This is a genomic window from bacterium (assembly GCA_026708055.1).
GTDB lineage: Bacteria > Actinomycetota > Acidimicrobiia > Acidimicrobiales > CATQHL01 > VXNF01.
The window spans coordinates 21245-40808 of sequence record JAPOVS010000018.1 but is presented as its reverse complement, the minus strand read 5'-3'; the positions used below and the strand labels follow the sequence as shown (position 1 = coordinate 40808).

16 protein-coding genes are annotated in these 19564 nt (G+C 70.7%); 10 read left to right on the top strand and 6 right to left on the bottom strand.

The window, feature by feature from the left end:
- Positions 1 to 79: 79 nt before the first annotated feature.
- The 6 genes from glnT (at position 80) to OXG55_01645 (ending at position 7523) form a co-directional block, all read left to right on the top strand.
- Positions 80 to 1441 (top strand): type III glutamate--ammonia ligase, encoded by a 1362-nt coding sequence (gene glnT, locus OXG55_01670; GenBank protein MCY4101965.1) that lies wholly within the window; start codon positions 80 to 82, stop codon positions 1439 to 1441.
- Between the two features lie 65 nt (positions 1442 to 1506).
- A complete protein-coding gene (locus OXG55_01665) occupies positions 1507 to 2187 on the top strand; it encodes an XRE family transcriptional regulator (protein MCY4101964.1) in 681 nt (226 codons plus the stop codon).
- Positions 2188 to 2294: 107 nt separating this feature from the next.
- Positions 2295 to 3548 carry an FAD-dependent oxidoreductase gene (locus tag OXG55_01660; GenBank protein ID MCY4101963.1) on the top strand — a complete coding sequence of 418 codons (1254 nt, stop codon included), beginning with the start codon at positions 2295 to 2297 and terminating at the stop codon, positions 3546 to 3548.
- Positions 3548 to 3829 carry a sarcosine oxidase subunit delta gene (locus OXG55_01655; GenBank protein ID MCY4101962.1) on the top strand — a complete coding sequence of 94 codons (282 nt, stop codon included), beginning with the start codon at positions 3548 to 3550 and terminating at the stop codon, positions 3827 to 3829. Before OXG55_01660 ends, OXG55_01655 begins: the two co-directional genes overlap by 1 nt.
- Positions 3830 to 4099: 270 nt before the next feature.
- A complete protein-coding gene (locus OXG55_01650; protein ID MCY4101961.1) occupies positions 4100 to 6997 on the top strand; it encodes a 2Fe-2S iron-sulfur cluster-binding protein in 2898 nt (965 codons plus the stop codon).
- On the top strand, positions 6990 to 7523 hold the full coding sequence (locus tag OXG55_01645; protein MCY4101960.1) for a hypothetical protein: 534 nt from the start codon (positions 6990 to 6992) through the stop codon (positions 7521 to 7523). Before OXG55_01650 ends, OXG55_01645 begins: the two co-directional genes overlap by 8 nt.
- Here OXG55_01645 and OXG55_01640 read toward each other — a convergent pair.
- Both OXG55_01640 and OXG55_01635 read right to left on the bottom strand, forming a co-directional pair.
- Positions 7456 to 8364 (bottom strand): metal ABC transporter permease, encoded by a 909-nt coding sequence (locus OXG55_01640; GenBank protein MCY4101959.1) that lies wholly within the window; start codon positions 8362 to 8364, stop codon positions 7456 to 7458. The two genes, OXG55_01645 and OXG55_01640, sit on opposite strands and share 68 nt — an antisense overlap.
- A 116-nt stretch (positions 8365 to 8480) precedes the next feature.
- Positions 8481 to 9740 (bottom strand): metal ABC transporter substrate-binding protein, encoded by a 1260-nt coding sequence (locus tag OXG55_01635; protein ID MCY4101958.1) that lies wholly within the window; start codon positions 9738 to 9740, stop codon positions 8481 to 8483.
- On the opposite strand from OXG55_01635, the gene OXG55_01630 reads away from it, so the two are divergent.
- Together OXG55_01630 and OXG55_01625 are read left to right on the top strand one after the other, a co-directional pair.
- Complete coding sequence (locus OXG55_01630; GenBank protein MCY4101957.1) at positions 9703 to 10038, top strand: hypothetical protein; 336 nt, start codon at positions 9703 to 9705, stop codon at positions 10036 to 10038. The two genes, OXG55_01635 and OXG55_01630, sit on opposite strands and share 38 nt — an antisense overlap.
- Positions 10039 to 10334: 296 nt before the next feature.
- Positions 10335 to 11216: a metal ABC transporter ATP-binding protein gene (locus OXG55_01625; GenBank protein MCY4101956.1), complete on the top strand. Its 882-nt coding sequence runs from the start codon at positions 10335 to 10337 to the stop codon at positions 11214 to 11216.
- A gap of 115 nt (positions 11217 to 11331) precedes the next feature.
- Here the strand turns inward: OXG55_01625 and OXG55_01620 are convergent, their stop codons facing one another.
- The gene (locus OXG55_01620; protein MCY4101955.1) at positions 11332 to 11778 is read right to left on the bottom strand and encodes a Fur family transcriptional regulator; all 447 of its coding nucleotides are present in this window, start codon (positions 11776 to 11778) and stop codon (positions 11332 to 11334) included.
- A 42-nt stretch (positions 11779 to 11820) separates the two neighbouring features.
- On the opposite strand from OXG55_01620, the gene OXG55_01615 reads away from it, so the two are divergent.
- Positions 11821 to 13062, top strand: a complete 1242-nt coding sequence (locus tag OXG55_01615) for an aminotransferase class I/II-fold pyridoxal phosphate-dependent enzyme (GenBank protein ID MCY4101954.1) — start codon at positions 11821 to 11823, stop codon at positions 13060 to 13062.
- 39 nt (positions 13063 to 13101) lie between these two features.
- Here OXG55_01615 and OXG55_01610 read toward each other — a convergent pair whose 3' ends face one another.
- Together OXG55_01610 and OXG55_01605 are read right to left on the bottom strand one after the other, a co-directional pair.
- Positions 13102 to 15948: an ATP-binding cassette domain-containing protein gene (locus OXG55_01610; GenBank protein MCY4101953.1), complete on the bottom strand. Its 2847-nt coding sequence runs from the start codon at positions 15946 to 15948 to the stop codon at positions 13102 to 13104.
- On the bottom strand, positions 15945 to 16727 hold the full coding sequence (locus tag OXG55_01605) for an ATP-binding cassette domain-containing protein (protein MCY4101952.1): 783 nt from the start codon (positions 16725 to 16727) through the stop codon (positions 15945 to 15947). Before OXG55_01605 ends, OXG55_01610 begins: the two co-directional genes overlap by 4 nt.
- A 133-nt stretch (positions 16728 to 16860) precedes the next feature.
- Between OXG55_01605 and OXG55_01600 the strand changes: the two genes are divergently transcribed.
- Positions 16861 to 18660: a hypothetical protein gene (locus OXG55_01600; protein MCY4101951.1), complete on the top strand. Its 1800-nt coding sequence runs from the start codon at positions 16861 to 16863 to the stop codon at positions 18658 to 18660.
- 34 nt (positions 18661 to 18694) lie between these two features.
- Here the strand turns inward: OXG55_01600 and menB are convergent, their stop codons facing one another.
- Positions 18695 to 19537 carry a 1,4-dihydroxy-2-naphthoyl-CoA synthase gene (gene menB, locus OXG55_01595; protein MCY4101950.1) on the bottom strand — a complete coding sequence of 281 codons (843 nt, stop codon included), beginning with the start codon at positions 19535 to 19537 and terminating at the stop codon, positions 18695 to 18697.
- Between the last annotated feature and the right edge of the window lie 27 nt (positions 19538 to 19564).

The window sequence follows — 19564 nt, the reverse complement described above, 5'->3', positions numbered from 1 at the left end:
GAGGCGCGCGACGCTTGCGTACGCTCGGTCCCGGCGGGTGCCGGGCCCGGCAACGACAGGGAGTCACAGGGAGTTGGACATGAGCAACGACAGGATCGACGAGATTCGGGCACGGGTCGCCGACGACGGCGTCGAGTTCATCTACGCCATGTTCGTGGAGATGCACGGCAAGCCCTGCGCCAAGCTGGTGCCGGTCAGCAACCTGGAGGGGTTGATGACCGAGGGCGCCGGGTTCGCCGGGTTCGCCGCAGGGCCCATCGGGCAGACGCCCGCCGACCCGGACATCCTGGCCATACCCGATGCGGACTCGTACATGGTGCTCCCGTGGCAGCCCAACGTGGCGGCCGTGCAGTGCGACCCCACGGTGGAGGGTGAGGCGTGGCCGTACGCCCCGCGGGTCATCCTCAAGCGGGCGCTGGCGGCGGCCGCCGAGCGGAACCTCGTGCTGAAGGCAGGCGTGGAGGCCGAGTACTCCCTGCTGGCCCGCAACGACGACGGGACGATCCGCGTGGCCGACGAGCGGGACCTCAGCGACCTGCCGTGCTACGACGCCCGGGGCCTCACCCGCATGCTCGACCACCTCACCGAGGTCTCCCGGCACATGGACGCCCTGGGCTGGGGCAACTACGCCAACGACCACGAGGACGCCAACGGGCAGTTCGAGCAGAACTTCGAGTACTCCGACGCACTCACCACCGCCGATCGCCTCATCATCCTGCGGCTCATGATGCACACCCTTGCCCAGCGGCGGGGGCTGCACGCCACGTTCATGCCCAAGCCCTTCGGCGACAAGACCGGCAACGGCCTGCATGCCCACATGAGCCTCTGGTCGGCCGAGGCCGACGAGCCTCTCTTCGAGACCGACTGTGATCCGCGCGGCCTGGGGCTCAGCCCGCTCGCCTACAGCTTCGTCGCGGGGATCCTGCGCCACGCCACCGCCCTGGTGGCCGTCCTGTGCCCCACGGTCAACTCCTACAAGCGCATGGGTGTCGGGCCCCCCGACTCGGGTGCCACGTGGGCGCCCGCCTACGTCTCCTACGGCGGCAACAACCGCACGCAGATGATCAGGGTGCCCGAGCCCGGACGCATCGAGGTGCGTGCCCTCGACGGCTCGGCGAACCCGTACCTGGCGTTCACCGGGCTCCTGGGCTGCGGGCTGGCCGGCATCGACGCCGGGGCCGACCCCGGGGAGCCGAACCTCGACAACCTCTACACCCTCAGCCTCGCCGAGGTCGCCGAACGGGGCATCGTGGCGATGCCGCCGACGCTGCTGCACGCGGCCGAGAACCTGGCGGGCGACGACGTGCTACGGGCCGCGTTCGGCGCCACCCCCGGCGGCGACTACGTGGACTACTTCTCGGAGGTGAAGCGCGAGGAGTTCCGCCGCTGGCACGAGCAGGTGACGCAGTTCGAGGTGGACGCCTACCTCGAACTGTTCTGAGTGCTCGACGATCGCCCGGACCGCGGGGCGCCGATGATGGCCCGTGGCCCCCGACCTGTGCGGCGATGACCGCGGAATCCGGCGGTCTCGGCGGCGCGCACGCGTCCGGTGCGGCGGACGAGCCTCTTGCAGCTCTCGAGGACGCGGCGACGCCGCCCGACGAGCTCCGCGCCGAGCAGGTGTGCGCGGTGGTCGGGGAGCGGGTGCGCTCCATCCGCCGGGACCTCGGTCTGACCATGGCGCAGTTCGCCGAGGCGGCCGAAGTGTCGATCGGCATGCTCTCCAAGATCGAGCACGGCAGGACGGCACCGAGCATCGCCACCCTCAGCGGCCTCGCCCGAGCCGGGAACGTCCCCATCACGGCCCTGTTCCGGGGGCTCGACGAGGAGCACGACGCCATCATCGTGCGCGCCGGCGAGGGGACCGAGATCATCCACTCCGGCAGCGGCAAGGGACGCAGCTACCGGAGCCTCGGCGCGCTGCGCGGCCCCGACCGGCAGATCGAGCCGCTGCTCATCACGCTCTCGACCGCGGACGAGGTCTTCCCGCTGTACCAGCACCCGGGCACCGAGCTGCTGTACATGCTGGAGGGTTCCATGGAGTACGGCTACGGCGCCAACCGCTACCTGCTGGAAGCTGGCGACACCATGCAGCTCCAGGGCGAGGTCGCCCACGGCCCCACCGCCTTGGTGGAACTCCCCGTGCGGTTCCTGTCGTTGAAGGTCTACCCGAGCGCGGCCCGCTGAACCGGTGGCCCGCCCCGAGTCGAGCGATGGCCGGTAGGAGTGCCGGCGTGGCGCAGGTCGACCGGCCGAAACGCCGCCGCGCCCGCTACCCGGCCCGCTACTCGGCGCTGGCGCTGCTGCGGCGCGGCAAGCGTCCCTGGCCGCCGATCTGGCGCAGCGGCGAATTGCGCAGCAGTTACGACGCGGTCGTGGTGGGCGGGGGCGTACACGGCTTGGCGACCGCCTACTACCTCGCCTCGAACTGGGGAATCACCGACGTGGCCGTCCTGGACAAGGGCTATCTGGGCGGCGGCGGCTCGGGGCGCAATACGGCGATCGTGCGCTCCAACTACCTCACGCCCGACGGCGTGGCCTTCTACGACCGCTCGGTGCGGCTGTACGAGCGGCTGGCCGTCGATCTCAATCTGAACGTGATGTTCTCCCGCCGGGGCCACCTGACCCTGGCGCACAGCGACGGCGCATTGCGCACGATGCGCTGGCGGGCCGAGGTGAACAAGCACCAGGGTGTGGACTCCGAGGTGATCGGCCCGACGGAGATCAAGCGGCTCGTGCCCGCTCTCGATACCTCCGGGAATCCCCGGTATCCGATCCTGGGCGCCCTGCACCACCCGCCCGGGGGCATTGTCCGCCACGACGCGGTGGTGTGGGGATACGCCCGGGCGGCTGCTGCCCTGGGTGTCGAGATGCACCAGAACACCGAGGTGCTCGACATCGACGTGGCCGGCGGCGACGGACCGGGCGGGAAAGGTCCCGGCGGGCACGTCACGGGCGTCCGCACCAGCCGGGGAGACGTCTCGGCGCCGGTGGTCGTGAACTGCACGGCAGGTTGGGCGTCGCTGGTCGCGGCCATGGCCGGCCTGCGGCTGCCGATCTCCACCCACCCGCTGCAGGCCGCGGTCACCGAGCCGGTCAAGATGTTCCTGCCGGCAGTGGTGGTGTCGGGCTCGCTGCACGTCTACGTCAGCCAGACCGACCGGGGCGAACTTGTCTTCGGCGCGGCGGTCGATCCGATCGCCACCTACGACACCGGTGGCTCGCTGGCCTTCGCCGAGGAGCTCTCCGGCCATGTCCTCCAGCTCATGCCCGGCCTCGGGCGGATGCGGCTGCTGCGGCAATGGTCGGGGCTCTGCGACATGACCCCCGACTACTCGCCGATCATCGGGCCGACGCCCGTGGCGGGGTTCTTCTGCGACGTGGGCTGGGGGACCTACGGGTTCAAGGCCGCCCCCGTGGCAGGCGAGCAGCTGGCCGCCTGCATCGCTTCCGCCGAGACCCCGGATCTCATCGAGCCCTTCAAGCTGAGCCGGTTCTCCGAGGACCGGCTGGTGGGCGAGAAGGGCGCGGCGGCGGTGGGGCACTGATGCTGCTCGTGCCCTGTCCCCACTGCGGCCCCCGCAACTCCGCTGACCTCACGCTGGTGGGGGAGAGCGAACCGCGGCCGGACCCGTCGGCCACCACACCGCAGGAATGGCGCGCCTATCTCTACGAGGAGCACAACCCGGCGGGCTGGACCCGCGAGACCTGGTACTGCCGCCTCGGCTGCGGGCGCTTCTTCGTCGCCGAGCGTCACCGCGGCGAGAACCGCTTCCAGAACCCGCCGCTGGCTCGCAGCGACGAGCTCCCGGGCCGGGACCGGCCATGACTGCGGTGCCTGCACCACTGGATTCCGGCCTTCGCTGGAATGACGATGCGACGGGCCGTGACTGCGGCGGCTACACACTCCCGTCGTTCCGGCGGAGGCCGGCCATGACCGTGGTGCCTTCATACTCCCGTCGTTCCGGCGGAGGCCGGCAATGACCATAGTGCCTTCATACTGTCGTCATCCCGGCGGAGGCCGGGATCCAGGGCCCCATTGGGTTCCGGCCCCGGATCGGGTCCGGGTCGGGCCCTTGGCCAGAATGACGAGCGGGCGGTGCCGGTGAGTCCTGCCCGGCTGCCCGCACGGCCCGGCGAGGTGATCGACCGCGAACGCCCGCTGACCTTCACCTGGAACGGGCGCGCGGTCAGCGGCTTGGCGGGCGACACGATCGCCTCGGCGCTGGCGGCCGGCGGCTGCCGGGTGTTCTCCCGCAGCATGAAGTACCACCGGCCCCGCGGGATCCTGACGGCCGACTACTGGGATCCGAACACGCTCGTGCAGGTGGGCGAGGAGCCGAACGTGCGCGCCGGCCACCGGCTGCTGGAGGCCGGCATGGCGGTGTCGGCGCAGAACGCCTGGCCGTCGCTGCGCTGGGATGCCAAGGCGCTCACCGCCGCCGGTGGACGCGCCCTCAGCGCGGGCTTCTACTACAAGACCTTCATGCGGCCGCGCCGGCTGTGGCCCGCTTACGAGAAGGTGCTGGCGCGCTTCGCCCCCGGGGGCGTCGTCGATCCCGACAGCGCGCCGCGGCGCCACGACAAGCGCTACGCCCATCCCGACGTGGTGGTGGCCGGCGGGGGACCGGCGGGGCTGGCGGCGGCGACGGCGGCCGCCACGGCAGGGGCGCGGGTGCTCCTGGTGGAGCACGATCACACCCCCGGCGGCCACCTGCGTTGGGGCGGCGAGAGTGAGCGTGCCCTCGCCACCGGGTTGATCGATGCCGCCCACGCCGCCGGCGTGGAGATCCTCACCGACGCCACCGTCGCCGGCCGTTGGGAGGACAATTGGCTCGCCATCGTGGAGCGGGGCGGGGCAGGCCCTGAGCGACTCATCAAAGCGCGGACCAAGGTCCTCGTCGTGGCGGCAGGACTGATCGAGCGCCCGTACACCTTCGCCGGCAACGACCGCCCGGGCGTGATGCTGTCCCAGGGAGTGCGCCGGCTTCTCAACCTCTGGGCAGTGCGTCCGGGAACCAGAGCGGTCGTCTTCAGCGCCAACGAGGCGGGCGACGCAGCAGCCGGCGACCTCGACGCGGCAGGTGCCGAGGTGGAGTTGGTGGACGCGCGGGCGGGCCGCACGGTGACCGCCGCGCTCGGGCCCCGCAGCTGTGTGGAGCGGGTCGTGCTGTCCGACGGCACCCGGCTGGAGGCCGACCTGCTGGTGACCGCGGCCGGCTGGACCGCGCCCACATCGCTTCTGAACATGGCCGGGGTCCGGCCCACCTACGATCCGGCGACGGCCCGTTTCTTCCCATCGCCGCCCGGATCCCCGCACCTCGAGGAGGGGACCGTGCTCAGCACCGGCGGTCTGGCCGGTGACGGTTCGCTCGACGAACTGGTGGCGCACGGCGAGGCCACCGGTCGCCTGGCGGCCGCACGCGCCGCTGCGCTGGCGCACCGCCTGCAGATTGCCACCGCCTGGGCCGCGCCGGTGGGCGGTCCGGAGCCTCCGTACCCGCCCGACGAGCGAGCCGGGTTGAGCCGCGATCCGCACCCCGAGCTGTATCGCTCGAGCACCGACGGCATCGTGGACCTCTCCGAGGACGTGAGTTCCCGCGACCTGCGACACGGCGCCGCTGAAGGCTTCGACTCCGTGGAACTCGTCAAGCGCTGGACCACGGCCACCATGGGTTCGGCGCAGGGCAAGCTCGAGACGGTCAACACGGTGGCCGTCCTCGCCGAGGCCACCAGTTCGACCATCGCCGAGGTGGGCACCACAACCTGGCGGCCTCCGTACGCCCCTGTGACGCTGGGAGCGCTGGCGGGGCGGATGTTCGAGCCGGAGCGCATCTCGTCACTGCACGACCTCCACGTCGCCGCCGGGATGGCACCCATCCAGGCAGGCCAGTGGATCCGTCCCGAGCACTACGGCGATCCTGCCGCGGAGGTCCGCAACGTCCGCGCAAACGTCGGCATCATCGACGTGAGCCCGCTCGGCAAGCTCGACGTGCAAGGGCCCGACGCCACCGAGTTGCTGAGCCTCCTCTATGTCAACAAGTGGCGGCGCCTGGCGATCGGCGCGGTGCGCTACGGCGTGATGTGCGCCGAAGACGGCGTGATCCTCGACGACGGCGTCGCCGGGCGCCTGGGCGAGGAGCACTACCTGATGAGCACCACCAGCTCGGGTGCGGGCACCATGGAGATCTGGATCCAGAACTGGCTGCAGACCGAGCACCCCGACTGGCGGGTGCGGGTGACGCCCGTGACCGACGCCTACACCAGCATCAACGTGGCGGGGCCTCGGTCGCGGACCCTGCTGGAGCGCCTCGTCGACGGCGTCGACCTCAACCCGGAGGCGTTCAAGTACATGCAGGTGCGCACGGGCGCCGTGGCCGGCGTGGCGGGCTGCGTCATGTGGCGCATCGGTTTCACCGGCGAGCTGTCCTACGAGTTGCACGTGCCGGCCGGTCACGGACCGCACGTGTGGCAGGCGCTGCTTGCCGCCGGCGCCGACCTGGGCGTGGCGCCGTTCGGCCTCGAGGCCCAGCGGATCATGCGCCTCGAGAAGGGACACTTCATCGTCGGCCAGGACACCGACGCCCTGACGAAGGCCCCGACGGCCGGCCTGGAGTGGCTGATCAAGCTCGACAAGGAGGACTTCGCGGGCCGACCCGAGCTCCAGTGGGCACTGGAGGGTGAGCCCGGCAGGACGCCCGATGCGCCGCCGCGACTAGTGGCCGTGCAACCGACCGATCCCTCCTACGTCCCCCCGGAGGCCTGCCAGCTCGTTGCCGCCGGGCCTGACGGCAACGAACGGATCATCGGACGCATCACCTCGTCGCGGTTCTCGCCCACGCTGGAGCGCTCGATCTGCCTGGCGCAGGTGGAGGCCGCCCACGCCGCCCCCGAGAGCACCCTCGCCATTGTCGGCACCGACGGCCGTCGCCGCTCAGCTGTGATCACCGCCCACCATGCCCACTTCGATCCCGAAGGTGAGCGCCTCCGTGTCTGATACTCCCGCATTCATCGGACCCGTGGCCGACGGCGGCGCCGGTGAGGCGAGCGGTACCGGCTGGAGGCTCACTGACGAGTCGGCGACCCCGAAGCTGCTGGTGTACGAGAGCTTCGAACCCAACGGGGAGGCGGAGCGGCATCTGGGAGTTGACTTCGGCGCCGCCACGACCGCCGGAGAGGGCTCGCTGGTCTGTGGCGTCCGGCCCGGGGAGTGGCTGCTGCTGGGGGAGCGATCCGGCTCCGAGCCACCGGCACCCGGCGCCGTCACGGTGAACCTCACGCATGGCCTGGCGATGTTCCGGCTGACCGGACCGGCCACACCGGAGGTCCTGGCAGCCGTGTGCAGCATCGACACCACCGAGGCGATGTTTCCCGACGGCGCAGTCTGTGGGGCGTCCGTGGCGCGGGTGGCCTGCACGCTGGTGCGCAACGACGTGGCCGGCGAGCGCTCCTACCTCATCCTGGCGCAGCGGTCGTCGGGGCGCTACCTGTTCGACGCAGTGCGGGACGCAGGCGCTCGATAGCCCAACTGCCGAAGACCTTCAGCGCCAGCACAGCCAGGAACAGTGCCACCGAGCTGAGCGCCATGGTGCCCCCCGCCGCGGTGTCGTGGTGGTAGCTGACGAGGATCCCGATCGTCGTGGTGATCGCCCCGAGCAGCACTGCCGCCGCCATGATCAGCGGCACCCGCCGCAGCAGCAGCGCCGCGGTGGCCGGCGGCCCGATCAGCAGGGCGAACACCAGCAGCGTGCCGACCACCTCGAACGAGGAGACGATGGCCGCCGCCAGCAGCGCCAGGAGCAGGAAGTGCGTGAGCCGCGGCCGGAGGCCGAGTATCTGGGCCTGGGTCTCGTTGAAGGTGAGTACCAGGAAGGCCCGGTAGAGCAGCAGCGAGCCGCCCGCGGAGATGGCGGTGGTGATGATCTGGCGCTGGATGTCGGCGTCGTCAACACCGGTGATCGAACCGAACAGCAGCGCGGTGAGATCGCCCCCGTAGCTGCCGGACTGACCGGACATGATGACCACGGCCAACGCAAGCATGCCGACGAACAGCAGGCCGATGGCGGTGTCGGTGGGTAGCGGCGAGTAGCGGCGCAGGGCACCGATCCCGCTGACGACGACGAGAGCCGCCAGCAGGGCGCCGAGCGTCACGTTCCCGCCGAGGATGGTGGCGATGGCGATGCCGGGGAGCACTCCGTGGGCCAGAGCGTCGCCCAGGAAGCTGAGCCCCCGCAGGACGACCCAGGTGCCGATGATCGAGCAGGAGAGCACCGCCAGCAGGCCGGCGTAGAGGGCCCGTTGCATGAACGGGTTGGCGGCGAACGGCTCGATCCACCAGGCCCAGGGGTCGGTCAGGAACTCCACAGGGGTGTTCTAGTCGCTCGGAGAATGAGAGCCATTGGCAACCTGAGTCCCGCCGGACCGGCCTGCGCGGCCGGCCGCCGGCGCGGCCGGCCGCGGTTCCTGCTGGTGGGGGCCCTTCAGCCGCCCAGTGCCTCGGCGATGGTCCGGGCGTTGTGACGCATCATGTTGAGGTAGGTCTCGGCCCCTGACCCCTCCTCGCCGAGGGCGCCGGAATAGAGGCTGACCACGCTGACGCCGTCGAGCCGGTCGGCCAGAGCGGCCGCGATGTCCCTGCTGTGGCTGAGGTACTCGGAGAAGATGGCCGGTACCCCGGTCTCCTCGATGAGTTCCGCCAGCGCCTCCAGGCTCGCCGGGCTGGGCTCCGCCAGCGTCGAGAGCGACGGGATGACGGTGCCGATGACCTCGAAGTCGTAGCGGTCGGCGAAATAGCCGAACGCGTCGTGGTTGGTCACGAGCTTGCGGCTCGCTGAGGGCACCGTGGCCAGGGTGTCGGTGATGTCCTCGTGGAGCTGGCCGAGTTCGGCCAGATAGGCGTCGACGCAGGCCGAGACCCTTCCCGCGTCCAGTCCGTGCTGGTCCACGAGCACTGCCGCGAGGCTCTCGACCGCCTGTGCCACTCGCACCGGATCGAGCCACACGTGCGGGTCCTCCGAGCCGTGGTCGTGCTCGTCGTGGTCGTCGTGGTCGTCCATTTCCTCGTGGTCGTGCTCGTCCTCGTGGTCGTCGTGGTCGTCCTCTTCGTCGTGGTCGTGCTCGTCCTCGTGGTCGTCGTGGTCGTCCTCTTCGTCGTGGTCGTGCTCGTCCTCGTGGTCGTCGTGGTCGTCCTCTTCGTCGTGGTCGTGCTCGTCCTCGTGGTCGTCGTGGTCGTCCTCTTCGTCGTGGTCGTGCTCGTCCTCGTGGTCGTCGTGGTCGTCCTCTTCGTCGTGGTCGTGCTCGTCCTCGTGGTCGTCGTGGTCGTCCTCTTCGTCGTGGTCGTGCTCGTCCTCGTGGTCGTCGTGGTCGTCCTCTTCGTCGTGGTCGTGCTCGTCCTCGTGGTCGTCGTGGTCGTCCTCTTCGTCGTGGTCGTGCTCGTCCTCGTGGTCGTCGTGGTCGTCCTCTTCGTCGTGGTCGTGCTCGTCCTCGTGTCCGTGGCCTCCGAACATGTCGGCGTCGAACTCGATGGTCGTCACCTGCGCGGCCGCGGAGAAAATCGGTGTGCCGTCGGCCTCCGCCGAGGCGAGGGTGTCCGCCAACGCCTGCTCGAGTCCCAGGCCGTTCTCCACGATCAGGTCGGCGGCGTCGAGCCGGGCGCGGTCGGCCATGGACGCCTCGAAGTCGTGCGGGTCGGCGACCGGCGGGATGATGGACTCCACCTCGGCGAGCCCCCCGCAGGCCACGTTCCGGGCGATGTCCGCCCAGATCGTCGTGGTGGCGATGATCTGGGCCGGCGGCTGGTCGCCGTCGCTCTCGGTCGCCGCGGCCGGGGCCTCGGTGGGCGAGGGCGGGGTGGCGGGCTCGGCCGGCGGCGGGGCGGTGGGTTCGGCCGGCGGCGGGGCCGGGGCGCCCGCGGCCGGAGCAGTGGCCGTGGGCTCGTCGGATGCGCAACTTGCCAGCACAAGTGCCAGCGCGCAGGCGATTGCGATCGCTCGCCGGAGCGGCGTCCCGCGCACTGCGGCGAGAGCGCGGCGGATCTGAGTTGCTGGACCGAGATTCAGAATGAGATTCATACCCGAAAGTATACTGCAAATGAGAACGGATCTCACTTGTGAGAACCAATCCCAGCGACAGGGTCACCAGAGGACCGATCTCAACCAGGGGCTCGCTATGGGATCGCGGATCCACCGAACACCAACCGGGCGGATCAACAGACCGGAGGAGGCTCGCATGATTCGAACGGCGTTCCGCCCGGCGCCCCGCGCCGCTAGCGTGAGAGACGTGGGAGACCTTGTACCAGCAGGATCTGCCCGGCTGCAGGAAGCCTCTCGGCTGCCATGACAACGGTCATCGAGCAGGCCCGCGAGTCGGAGACCATCGGCGGGCGTCCGTCGCTGCGTGCCGACGGCGTCACTTTCAGCTACGGGGATCGCCCGGCGCTCAGCGATGTCACGATCCATCTGCGGGCTGGCTCGGTGACAGCCCTCATCGGCCCCAACGGCTCGGGCAAGACAACGCTCCTGCACGTGCTGGCCGGGCTCATCGACCCCGCATCCGGCACCGTCGAGGGACCCGACCGGGTGGCGTACATGCCGCACCAGCACGGCATCGGCATCTGGATGCCGCTGACGGTGCGCGAGGTCATCGGCATGGGGCACTACAGGTTCCGGGGGCTCGTCGGCCGGCTGACCGCCGCCGACCGCCGCCGCGTCCGCGACGCCGCGGAACTGCTGGAGGTCGCCGACCTGCTCGGTCGGCAGTTCGGCGAACTGTCCGCCGGTCAGCGCCAGCGGGTGCTCATGGCGCAGATCATCACGCAGGAGGGCGATCTCCTGCTGCTCGACGAGCCGATCACCGGTCTGGACCTGGCGAGCCAGGGGAGGATCCTGGAGGTGATCAACGCAGAACGTGCCAGGGGTGCAATCGTGGTCCTTTCCACGCACCATCTGGACGAGGCGCGCCGCTGCGATCACGTGGTGCTGCTGGCGAACCGCTTGGTGGCGCAGGGGCCGCCGGCCGAGGTCCTCACCGCCGAGGTCCTGCAGGCCTCCTACCGGGGACGGATCGTGCAGGCCGGTATCTGCTGCGGGCCCGAGTCCGACTGCTGCGAGCCGCCCGCTGCCGGCGAGGAGTGTTGTGAGCATCCGGCGGACCGCCTGCTGGTGCTGGACGACCATGCCCACGGCCACGGTGACCACGACGAGCGCGCCCACGCCTGAGCAGTCCGGCTGAGGGGCCCCGCCTGAATCGACGTTCATCTCCGCTGTGGACCTTCGCCCGGCGGGGTTGGCGGAGCATCCGCTCCCGCTGGGAGCCCCTTCGATCCGGAGCGGATCAGGAGCAGTCGGCGCAGTATCCGAAGGCGTCGATGCTGTGCTCGTCAATGCGAAGGCCGTGCACGAGGGCCGAGCGGTTCAGTTCCGCTTCAACGGCCTGCTCGATCTCGGGGTCCAGGTCGATGTCCACGATGGAGCCGCAGGCACGGCACACGAGATGGTGGTGGTGGCGGCCGAGTAGTTCGGACAGCTCGAAGTGGGCATGGTTGGATCCCATGGTCAGGCGGCTGACCGCTCCGGCCTCCTCGAGCACGGTGAGGGTCCGGTAGACCGAACTCTGGGGGACCTGCGGCGTGCGCGGCAGGATCTCCGGGATGGTCAGCGGCCGGCCCGCGTCGGCCAGCACGTCGATCACGAGACGGTGGTTGGACGTGAATCGCCGGCCCTTTGCCTCGAGCCGCAGCAGAACCTCATCGTGGAGATCGTCACGATCGGTCAGCGGCACGCACGCGAGCGTACCGTCCTGCCTGAGCAGGGCCGGGCAGACGTGGTCACGTTTCCGGCCGCGGGTGCCACAATGGCGGGCGTGAGGCGCGGCGAGTCGGGCAACGACAGCGCCGGTGGTGTATTCGACGGTGTCGCCGATCGGGTGGACGAGTCGGCCAAGCGGGCAGGCGGCAACCTGAAGTGGGGCATCGATCCACCGGGCGTGCTGCCGGCCTGGATCGCCGAGCACGACTTGGGCCCCCCGCCGGTGGTGCGAGACGCCCTCCGCCGTCTCGCCGACCTGCCCGATGTCGGCTACAGCCGGCGGGCGAACGAGCTCGGCCACGCATTCGCCGACTGGGCGGCGCAGCGGCACGGCTGGCGCCCCGATCCCGAACTCGTGGTCCCGACCGCCGACGTCCTGCAGGGCATCTGGGCCGTCGTGGCGGCGTTCTCCGAGCCCGGCGAGGGCGTCATCACCACGCCTCCGGTCTACCCGTACTTCCACGACGTCGCCCCCGAGCTGGGCCGCCGCAGCCTGGAGTGCCCGCTGCGTCACGACGCCGACGGCTGGCGCCTGGAACTGGACGACCTGGCGGCGCTGCTCGAGCGGGAACCGGCCGCTCGCATCCTGTTGCTGTGCAGCCCCCACAACCCCACCGGCCACCTCTACGGCCGGCAGGACCTGCAGGTCATGGTGGAACTGACCCGCCGGCACGACGTGATCCTCGTCAGCGACGAGATCCATTTCGATCTCGTCTACCCGGGCGGGTGCCACTACCCGACACTCGCATTGCCGGACGCCGCTGGGCACACCGTGGCCCTCTATTCGGCAGGGAAGGCCTTCGCGATCTCCGGCCTGCGGGCGGCCATCGCCGTCTTTGGCGACGAGGACCTGCTTGATCGCTTCGAGTCGGCGATGCCGGCGCACCTCCTCGGCGGTGTGGGACGTGCCGGGGTCGAGGCGGCGCTCACCGCCTGGCAGCAGGGCGCCGGCTGGCTCGACGATCTCGTGGCGTTGTTCGACCGGCACCGGCGTCTCGTCGTCGACGTGCTGGCGACCGAGTTGCCCGCGGTGGGCTGTCACCTACCGGCCTCGACGTTCCTGGCCTGGCTGGATCTGTCGGCGCTCGACCTGGGTCGCGATGCCGCTGCCAGGCTCCTGGAGAGGGCGCAGGTCCGCACGTCCGAAGGCCACGAGTTCGGCACTGGCGGTGAGGGCCACGTGCGCCTCAACTTCGGCACCTCCACGACTCTGCTGGAGGAGATCCTGGATCGGCTGGTCAGGGCGCTCCGGCGCTGAGCGGTCCGGGAGCCGAGGCGTACCCGGCGGATCGCCTCCTCAACTGCGGCCGTCGCCGGTCAGCCGCTCGTCGGAGCCCAGGTAGGAGGCGATGACGGCGGGGTCGGCTCGCAACTGCGCGGGTGTCCCCACCGAGATGACCGCCCCGGCCTCCAGGCAGTACATCCGGTCCGAGATGCCCATGACGAGCGGCACGTCGTGCTCGATCACGACGACCGCGGCGTCGAGTTCGGTCTGCACCTCCTTGATCCTGGGTCCGAATTCCTCGGTCTCCCGCTGGGACAGACCGCCTGTCGGCTCGTCGAGCATCAGGACGCGGGCGTCGCTCGCCAGCATGCAGCCCAGTTCCACGACGCGGCGGGTGCCGGTGGAGAGTTCGGAGACGAAGTAGCCGGCGAAGTCCCCGAGTCTCAGATAGTCGACGAGTTCGGCAGCCTCCGCGCGCTTGTGCCGTTCGGCGGCCGGCGACGGCGGCAGGCCCAGCAGGGACGGAAGCAGCAACGACCGGCGCCGCGCCTCGAGTGCCACCATCAGCGTTTCGGTGACCGTCAGGTCGGGGTACAGGCGCGCCGACTGGAACGTGCGACCCAGGCCGCGCCGGTGACGCGCGTGCGCCCTGAGGTCCGACACGTCGACTCCGAGCAGTTCCACGGCGCCCGAGGCCGGCACGAACCCGCTGACCGCGTTCATGAGGGTGGACTTGCCGGCACCGTTGGTGCCGATGAGCCCGACCAGTTCGCCGCGGCGCACCTCGAAGTCGACCTCCCGCACCGCCCTGTTTCCCCCGAAGCTGACACTGAGCGCCTGCGTGCGCAGCCACACCGGCGAGTCGGGGACGGCCGGTCTCGGCGGCACGGTGAGTGCCGAGACCGGAATCGGTGCGGGCTTCGGCGGCGAGGCGCGCGCCCCGAAGCGCGAGCGGCTGATCATGTGCAGCAGGTAGTCGCGCCCGTTGTAGAGGAACTGCACGAGACCGCCCGGCAGGTAGAGCAGCAACAGCAGCAGGCCGATGCCGGAGGTGACGAGACGGATCGACTCCGGGGGCGCCGTCGGGTCGAAGAGCGCCGGGATGCCCTTGACCCAGAGCACTCCCAGGAACGGTCCGGCGATCGAGCCCAGCCCGCCGATCACCGAGATGGCCACCACGTCGATCGAGAACTCGGGTGCGAACGTGTTGGCGGGGCTGAGGTTCTCCTGCAGGGTCCCGTAGAGGGCGCCCGCCAGGGCCGCCACCGCGCCGGCGATGGCGAAACCCATGATCTTCATGCGGGTCACCGACACCGTGCTGGCCGCAGCCATCTCCTCGTTCTCCCGCACCGCCAGCAGCGAGCGTCCGATGCCCGTGTGCCGCAACCTTGCCAGCAGCACGGTCACCACGATCAGGAACCCCAGGCAGAGGAAGTAGAAGGACTTGCGGGAGGCGCCGAAGTCGAACGGTCCCAGCACCGGCTCGCTGACGGGGCGCACCGCGGTGGTGCCGCCGGTGAAGACGTCCTGTGCCAGGATCCAGTTGGCCGACGCCACCGCGAAGGCCAGCGTGGCGACCGCCAGGAACAGGCCGCGCACCCGCAGGGCGGGAACGCCGATGACCAGCGCCGCCAGCGCACCGATCAGCGTGCAAAGCACCACCGCCAGGCCCCAGTTCAGCTGCAGCGACAGGTCGAAGGCGTTCAACGGGACAGGGATGTCATGCCCCCTGGTCAGCGCCACCAGGCAGAACGCCCCCAGGCCCACGAAGGCGAACTGTCCCAGGGAGATCTGCCCCGCCCAGCCGGTCAGCAATGTGAGCGAGAGGGCCACCATCGTGTGGATGAGGATCCCCGTCCAGAGCCACAGGGACGTGGGGGAATCCAGCAGCCAGCCGAGCAGGCCCAGGAACAGGAAGATGCCGCCCAGCCCGATGGTGCCCAGATGGCGCACGATCGCCAGGTCGCCGAACTCTCTCGGCACCGCCCGGAGCTTGGGTGACAGCGACCAGCCCGCCTCGTCCCGGCGGGCGCGGACCGCGAACAGCACCGCCACCACCACCGCACCGAACAGGAACAGGTCAACGATGGAGCGGTTGGCCGACGCCACGTTGTCGCGCACGATCTTCTCGGCGATGCCGACGCCGACGCCGCCGACCAGCGTCATCGGCAGCGAGCGCATCCTGGCGATCAGGCTGACGACGAGGGCCCGCAACAGCAGCGGGGGCGCCAGGGCGGCGGTGCCGGTCTGGGCGGCGCTCACCCCCTCCAGCGGTGCGAAGAACACGGCGGTGGCAGCCGAGAGCGACCCGGCGATGCCCCAGAGCGCGGTCGAGATCCGGCGCGTCGGGATGCCGTAGGTGCGGGCGGTCTCGGGATTGGCGGCGGCCGCCCGTGCTGCCAGCCCGAAGCGGGTCTTGTGCAGCACCAATCCCAGGAGGCCCACCATCACCGGCACGGCGATGATCACGATGAGCTCGCGCCCCAGGATCCGGAGATCGTCGGTGACCTCCCAGCGCAGGTCGAAGGGCGGCGGGATGGGTCCGGGCCGGAGCACCGACGGCAGGTTGATCCGGGCCAGGACGAGCAATTGACCCACGCCGATGGTGGCGATGAGCAGCACCAGCCGCGAGGACTGCGAGAGCCTCCGGATGATCGTCAACTCGATGGCGCCGCCGACGATGAAGCCGCCCACGATCGCCACGACGAACGCCATCCACCAGTTCAGCCCGTATCCCGCCAGCATCAGCACGAAAGTGGCGGCGCAGAGCGCACCGACGTCGGCGTGCGCGAAGTTCAGGATCCCGCTGGCCCGGTAGACGAGCACGAAGCCGGCCGCGAGGGCGGCGTAGGTGAGCCCGGTGACGCCGCCGATGAGCAGGTCCTGCTGCGAGACCCCCCAGCCAACCACCTCGATCACGGCTCGACCGTCCCTTCGGTGGCGGTCGCGGAGGCTGTCTCCGATCCTTCCAGGAAGGCAGCTCGCAGCAGGTCCTCACGCGGGCGCAGGTCCTCCGAGCGCCCCTCGAAGACCACCCTGCCGTTCTCGAGGAACATGGCGCGGTCGGCGAGGTCCAGGGCCAGGCTCACGGACTGCTCGACGACCAGCATCGTGCGGCCCTGCTCACGGAGCCGCGCCAGTGCCCCGAGCAGTTCCTGCACCACGATCGGCGCCAGGCCGAGGCTCAGCTCGTCGATCAGCAGCAACTCCGGCCGGTGCTGGAGGACCATCGCCAGGGCCAGCATCTGGCGCTGACCGCCCGACAGGTCCCGGGCGGGATCGGCGAGCCGCTCGGCGAGGGCGGGGAAGACGGCCAGCACCTCCTCCTGCCGTTCCAGAACCTCAGCGCGACGCAGGCCCGCGCCGATGAGTGCCGCCCGCAGGTTGTCGTCGACGCTGAGGGGAGCGAAGGTTCCCTCGCCGCCGCGCAACTGCACCATGCCGACCCTGAAGCGGGTCTCGGGCTCGGAGTAGGTGATGTTCCTCGTCCCGAGCCGCACCGCTCCCTCGCTGGGCATCAGCAGGCCGCCGAGCGTGCGCAGCAGCGTGGTCTTGCCGGCGCCGTTGGCGCCCAGCAGGGCCACCGTCTCGCTCTGCGCCAGCGAGAAGCTCACGCCGAACAGCACTCGAACGTGGCCGTAGCCGGCGGAGAGGTTGCGTACCTGCAGCAAAGGCGATGCCCGCGCGTGGGACTCCACCGCCGAAAGTCTGCCCCATCGGGCCGGGTCGGTCCCGAATTCTGAACGGATGGCCGTCCGGGGAGGCGGCCCGACGGTGAACGACTGCTCCGGGCGTGCTGTCGGACCGCGCTCTCGTCTATGTTGAGTCGCGGTGGGACGGGAGTTCCGGTTCGGGCGCGCGACGGCCGTGGCGCTGGCGGTGGTCCTGACGGCGGCGGCCTGTGGGGGCGAGGACGGAACGCGCGCCGCTGCCTCCGCCCCGCCCGAGGCGCCGGTAGCGCCTGCCCCCGGCGGCACGACGGCCGGCGGAGGCGCGCCCTCGGGCGACGCCGGTGGGGCGGCCGCCGGTGGCGGCGACGACGCGGCGGGCGACCCCCCAGCGCCCGCGGACAGCGCGCCGGCCGCAGGAGCCGAAGCCGTCGAGCCCGTGACGACCGGCCCCGCCGGCAACGCGGCCGCCGAGACTCCGGCTCCCGCTCCGGCTCCCGCGGACACCGCGGCCGGTGCCGCCGATGAGACATCCGCCGACGTCTACGTCGACCCCCGTGGCGGGGTGTTCGCCGAGTTCCAGCGCGGCTTCGACCGCGACCACCCGTTCGGCTCGCTCGAGGCCTTCTGCTTCCCGCACGGCGAAGCCGCCGAGCCGCGGCGCGCCACCGACAGCGGCATCGGTGCCGACACGGTCACGTTCGTGCACATGCGCACACAGATCGAGGAGATCGTGGACATGGGATTCGCCGCCCCCGTCGGCGACCCCACCGACATGTTCGACACGTTCACCCGCATCGTGAACGAGCGCTGCAGCGGCGTGTGGGGGCGCAGGATCGATCTCCGACTGGTGGAGGTGGCCGCCCTCGGCGTCGGCGGCACCGACATCGACACGTTGCGCAACGCCGCCTGCATCGAGGCCACCGAGGACCACGAGGCCGTCGTGCTGGTGAACACGACGAGTTTCCAGGGGACCGCGCAGCTCTGCGTGACCGAAGAGCACGATTCCGCCCTCATCGGCCACCAGGCCCTGCCGGAGGAGTACGTGCGGCGGGGCGGCGGTCGCCTGCTCACCACTGCCACCACCCTGGAGACCAACCTGCGCGCCCTCGCCGAGTACCTCATTGCCACCGGTGCCCTCGACGGCGCCCGTGTCGGGGTGGTGGCACCCAACACGCCGGGTGAGGCGGAGGCCACTGAGGCCAGTCTGGTGGCGGCGCTGGAGGCGGCGGGTGTCGAGGTGCCGGTGTACGACGTGCTCGACTGCGCCGGCACCTCCATCTGCATCGGTGGCATGGCCGAATCCGTCCAGCGCCTGCTGGAGGAGGATGTGGACGTGCTGTTCCCCACGCTGAACGCCGTCTCGCTGCCTGCCTACATAACCGAGATGGTGACGCAGGGATTCGCCCCCGGTGACGTGCGGTTCTACAACTCCGACTTCAACAGCCAGGGCAACGAAGTGGTGGCGGGCCTGATCGTCACGTTCGGCGGTGAGGCGGCGGGCGCCCTGTACGACGGCACGGTGCTGCTGGTGCACGGCGACGCGGGCCGGTACCGTCTGCCCGAGTATCCCGCGGCGACGCCCTTCGACACCATGTGCATGCGGGAGTACCGGGAGAACTCCCCGCTGGGCGAGGACTACGACCCCCGCGACCCGCTCGAGACCAACAAGCACGGCATGGTGGGCCTGGTCTGCAGCGTCTACCGCGTGGCTCTGCGGGCACTCTACGACGCCGGCCCCAACCCCACCCGCGCCGACATCTTCGCAGCCTTGGAGAACCTCGGCCCCGTGGACCTGGTCAGCATGCTGCCGGGCTCGCTGGCACCGGGGAAGTGGACGATGGGCGACTCCCTGCTGCCGGTCACCTTCCGCTATCCCTGCCCCTTCGAGGGTTTGGGCACCGACGTCGGCATTTGCCTGGTGCCCGGCGACTACAGCGAACTGCGCGTCGAACTCGACTGAGCGTCCCGCGGGCCCCGCCGGCGGGTCGCTCCGCTCAGGGGCGCCGCGGGAACCGGCCGAAGTCGGGGGGCGTGCGGTTCACGTAGCTGTCCCGGCCGTGCTGGGCCTCGTCGGTCTGGTAGAAGAGCAGGGTGGCGTCGCCGGAAAGCTGCTGGATGCCGGCGAGGCCGTCGTCGGCGGCGTTCATGGCGGCCTTCAGCATCCGCAGCGCCAGCGGCGAGTGCTCGAGCATGCGCCGGCACCAGCGCACCGTCTCGACCTCGAGTTCCTCGAGCGGCACGACCGCGTTCACGAGCCCCATCTCGAGTGCCTCGGCGGCGCCGTACTGGCGGCACAGGAACCAGATCTCCCGGGCCTTCTTCTGACCCACGTGCCGGGCCAGCAGGCCCGAGCCGTAGCCGCCGTCGAAGGAGCCCACCCGCGGGCCGGTCTGGCCGAAGACGGCGTTGTCGGCGGCAATGGTGAGGTCGCAGACGATGTGCAGCACGTGCCCGCCGCCGATGGCGTAGCCGGCCACCATGGCCACCACCGGCTTGGGGGTCCGGCGGATCTGGACCTGCAGGTCGAGCACGTTGAGTCGGCCGATGCCCTTGCGGGCCACCTCGTCGTCGCCGAGGTAGCCGTCGTCTCCCCTGATGCGCTGGTCACCGCCCGAGCAGAACGCCAGGTCTCCGGTGCCGCAGAGGATCACCGCACCGATCCGGTCGTCGTCGCGTGCCCGGTTGAGGGCGTCGGCGAGTTCGAACAACGTCTGGGGGCGGAAGGCGTTGCGAACCTCGGGACGTTGGATGGTGAGCTTGGCGATGCCGTCGGCGGTGGCGTAACCGATGTCGCCGTAGCTCCCGCCACCGTCTTGCCAGTCGGCACCGGGTCGGATGAGGCTCTCGGCGGGGCGTGCGGCGCC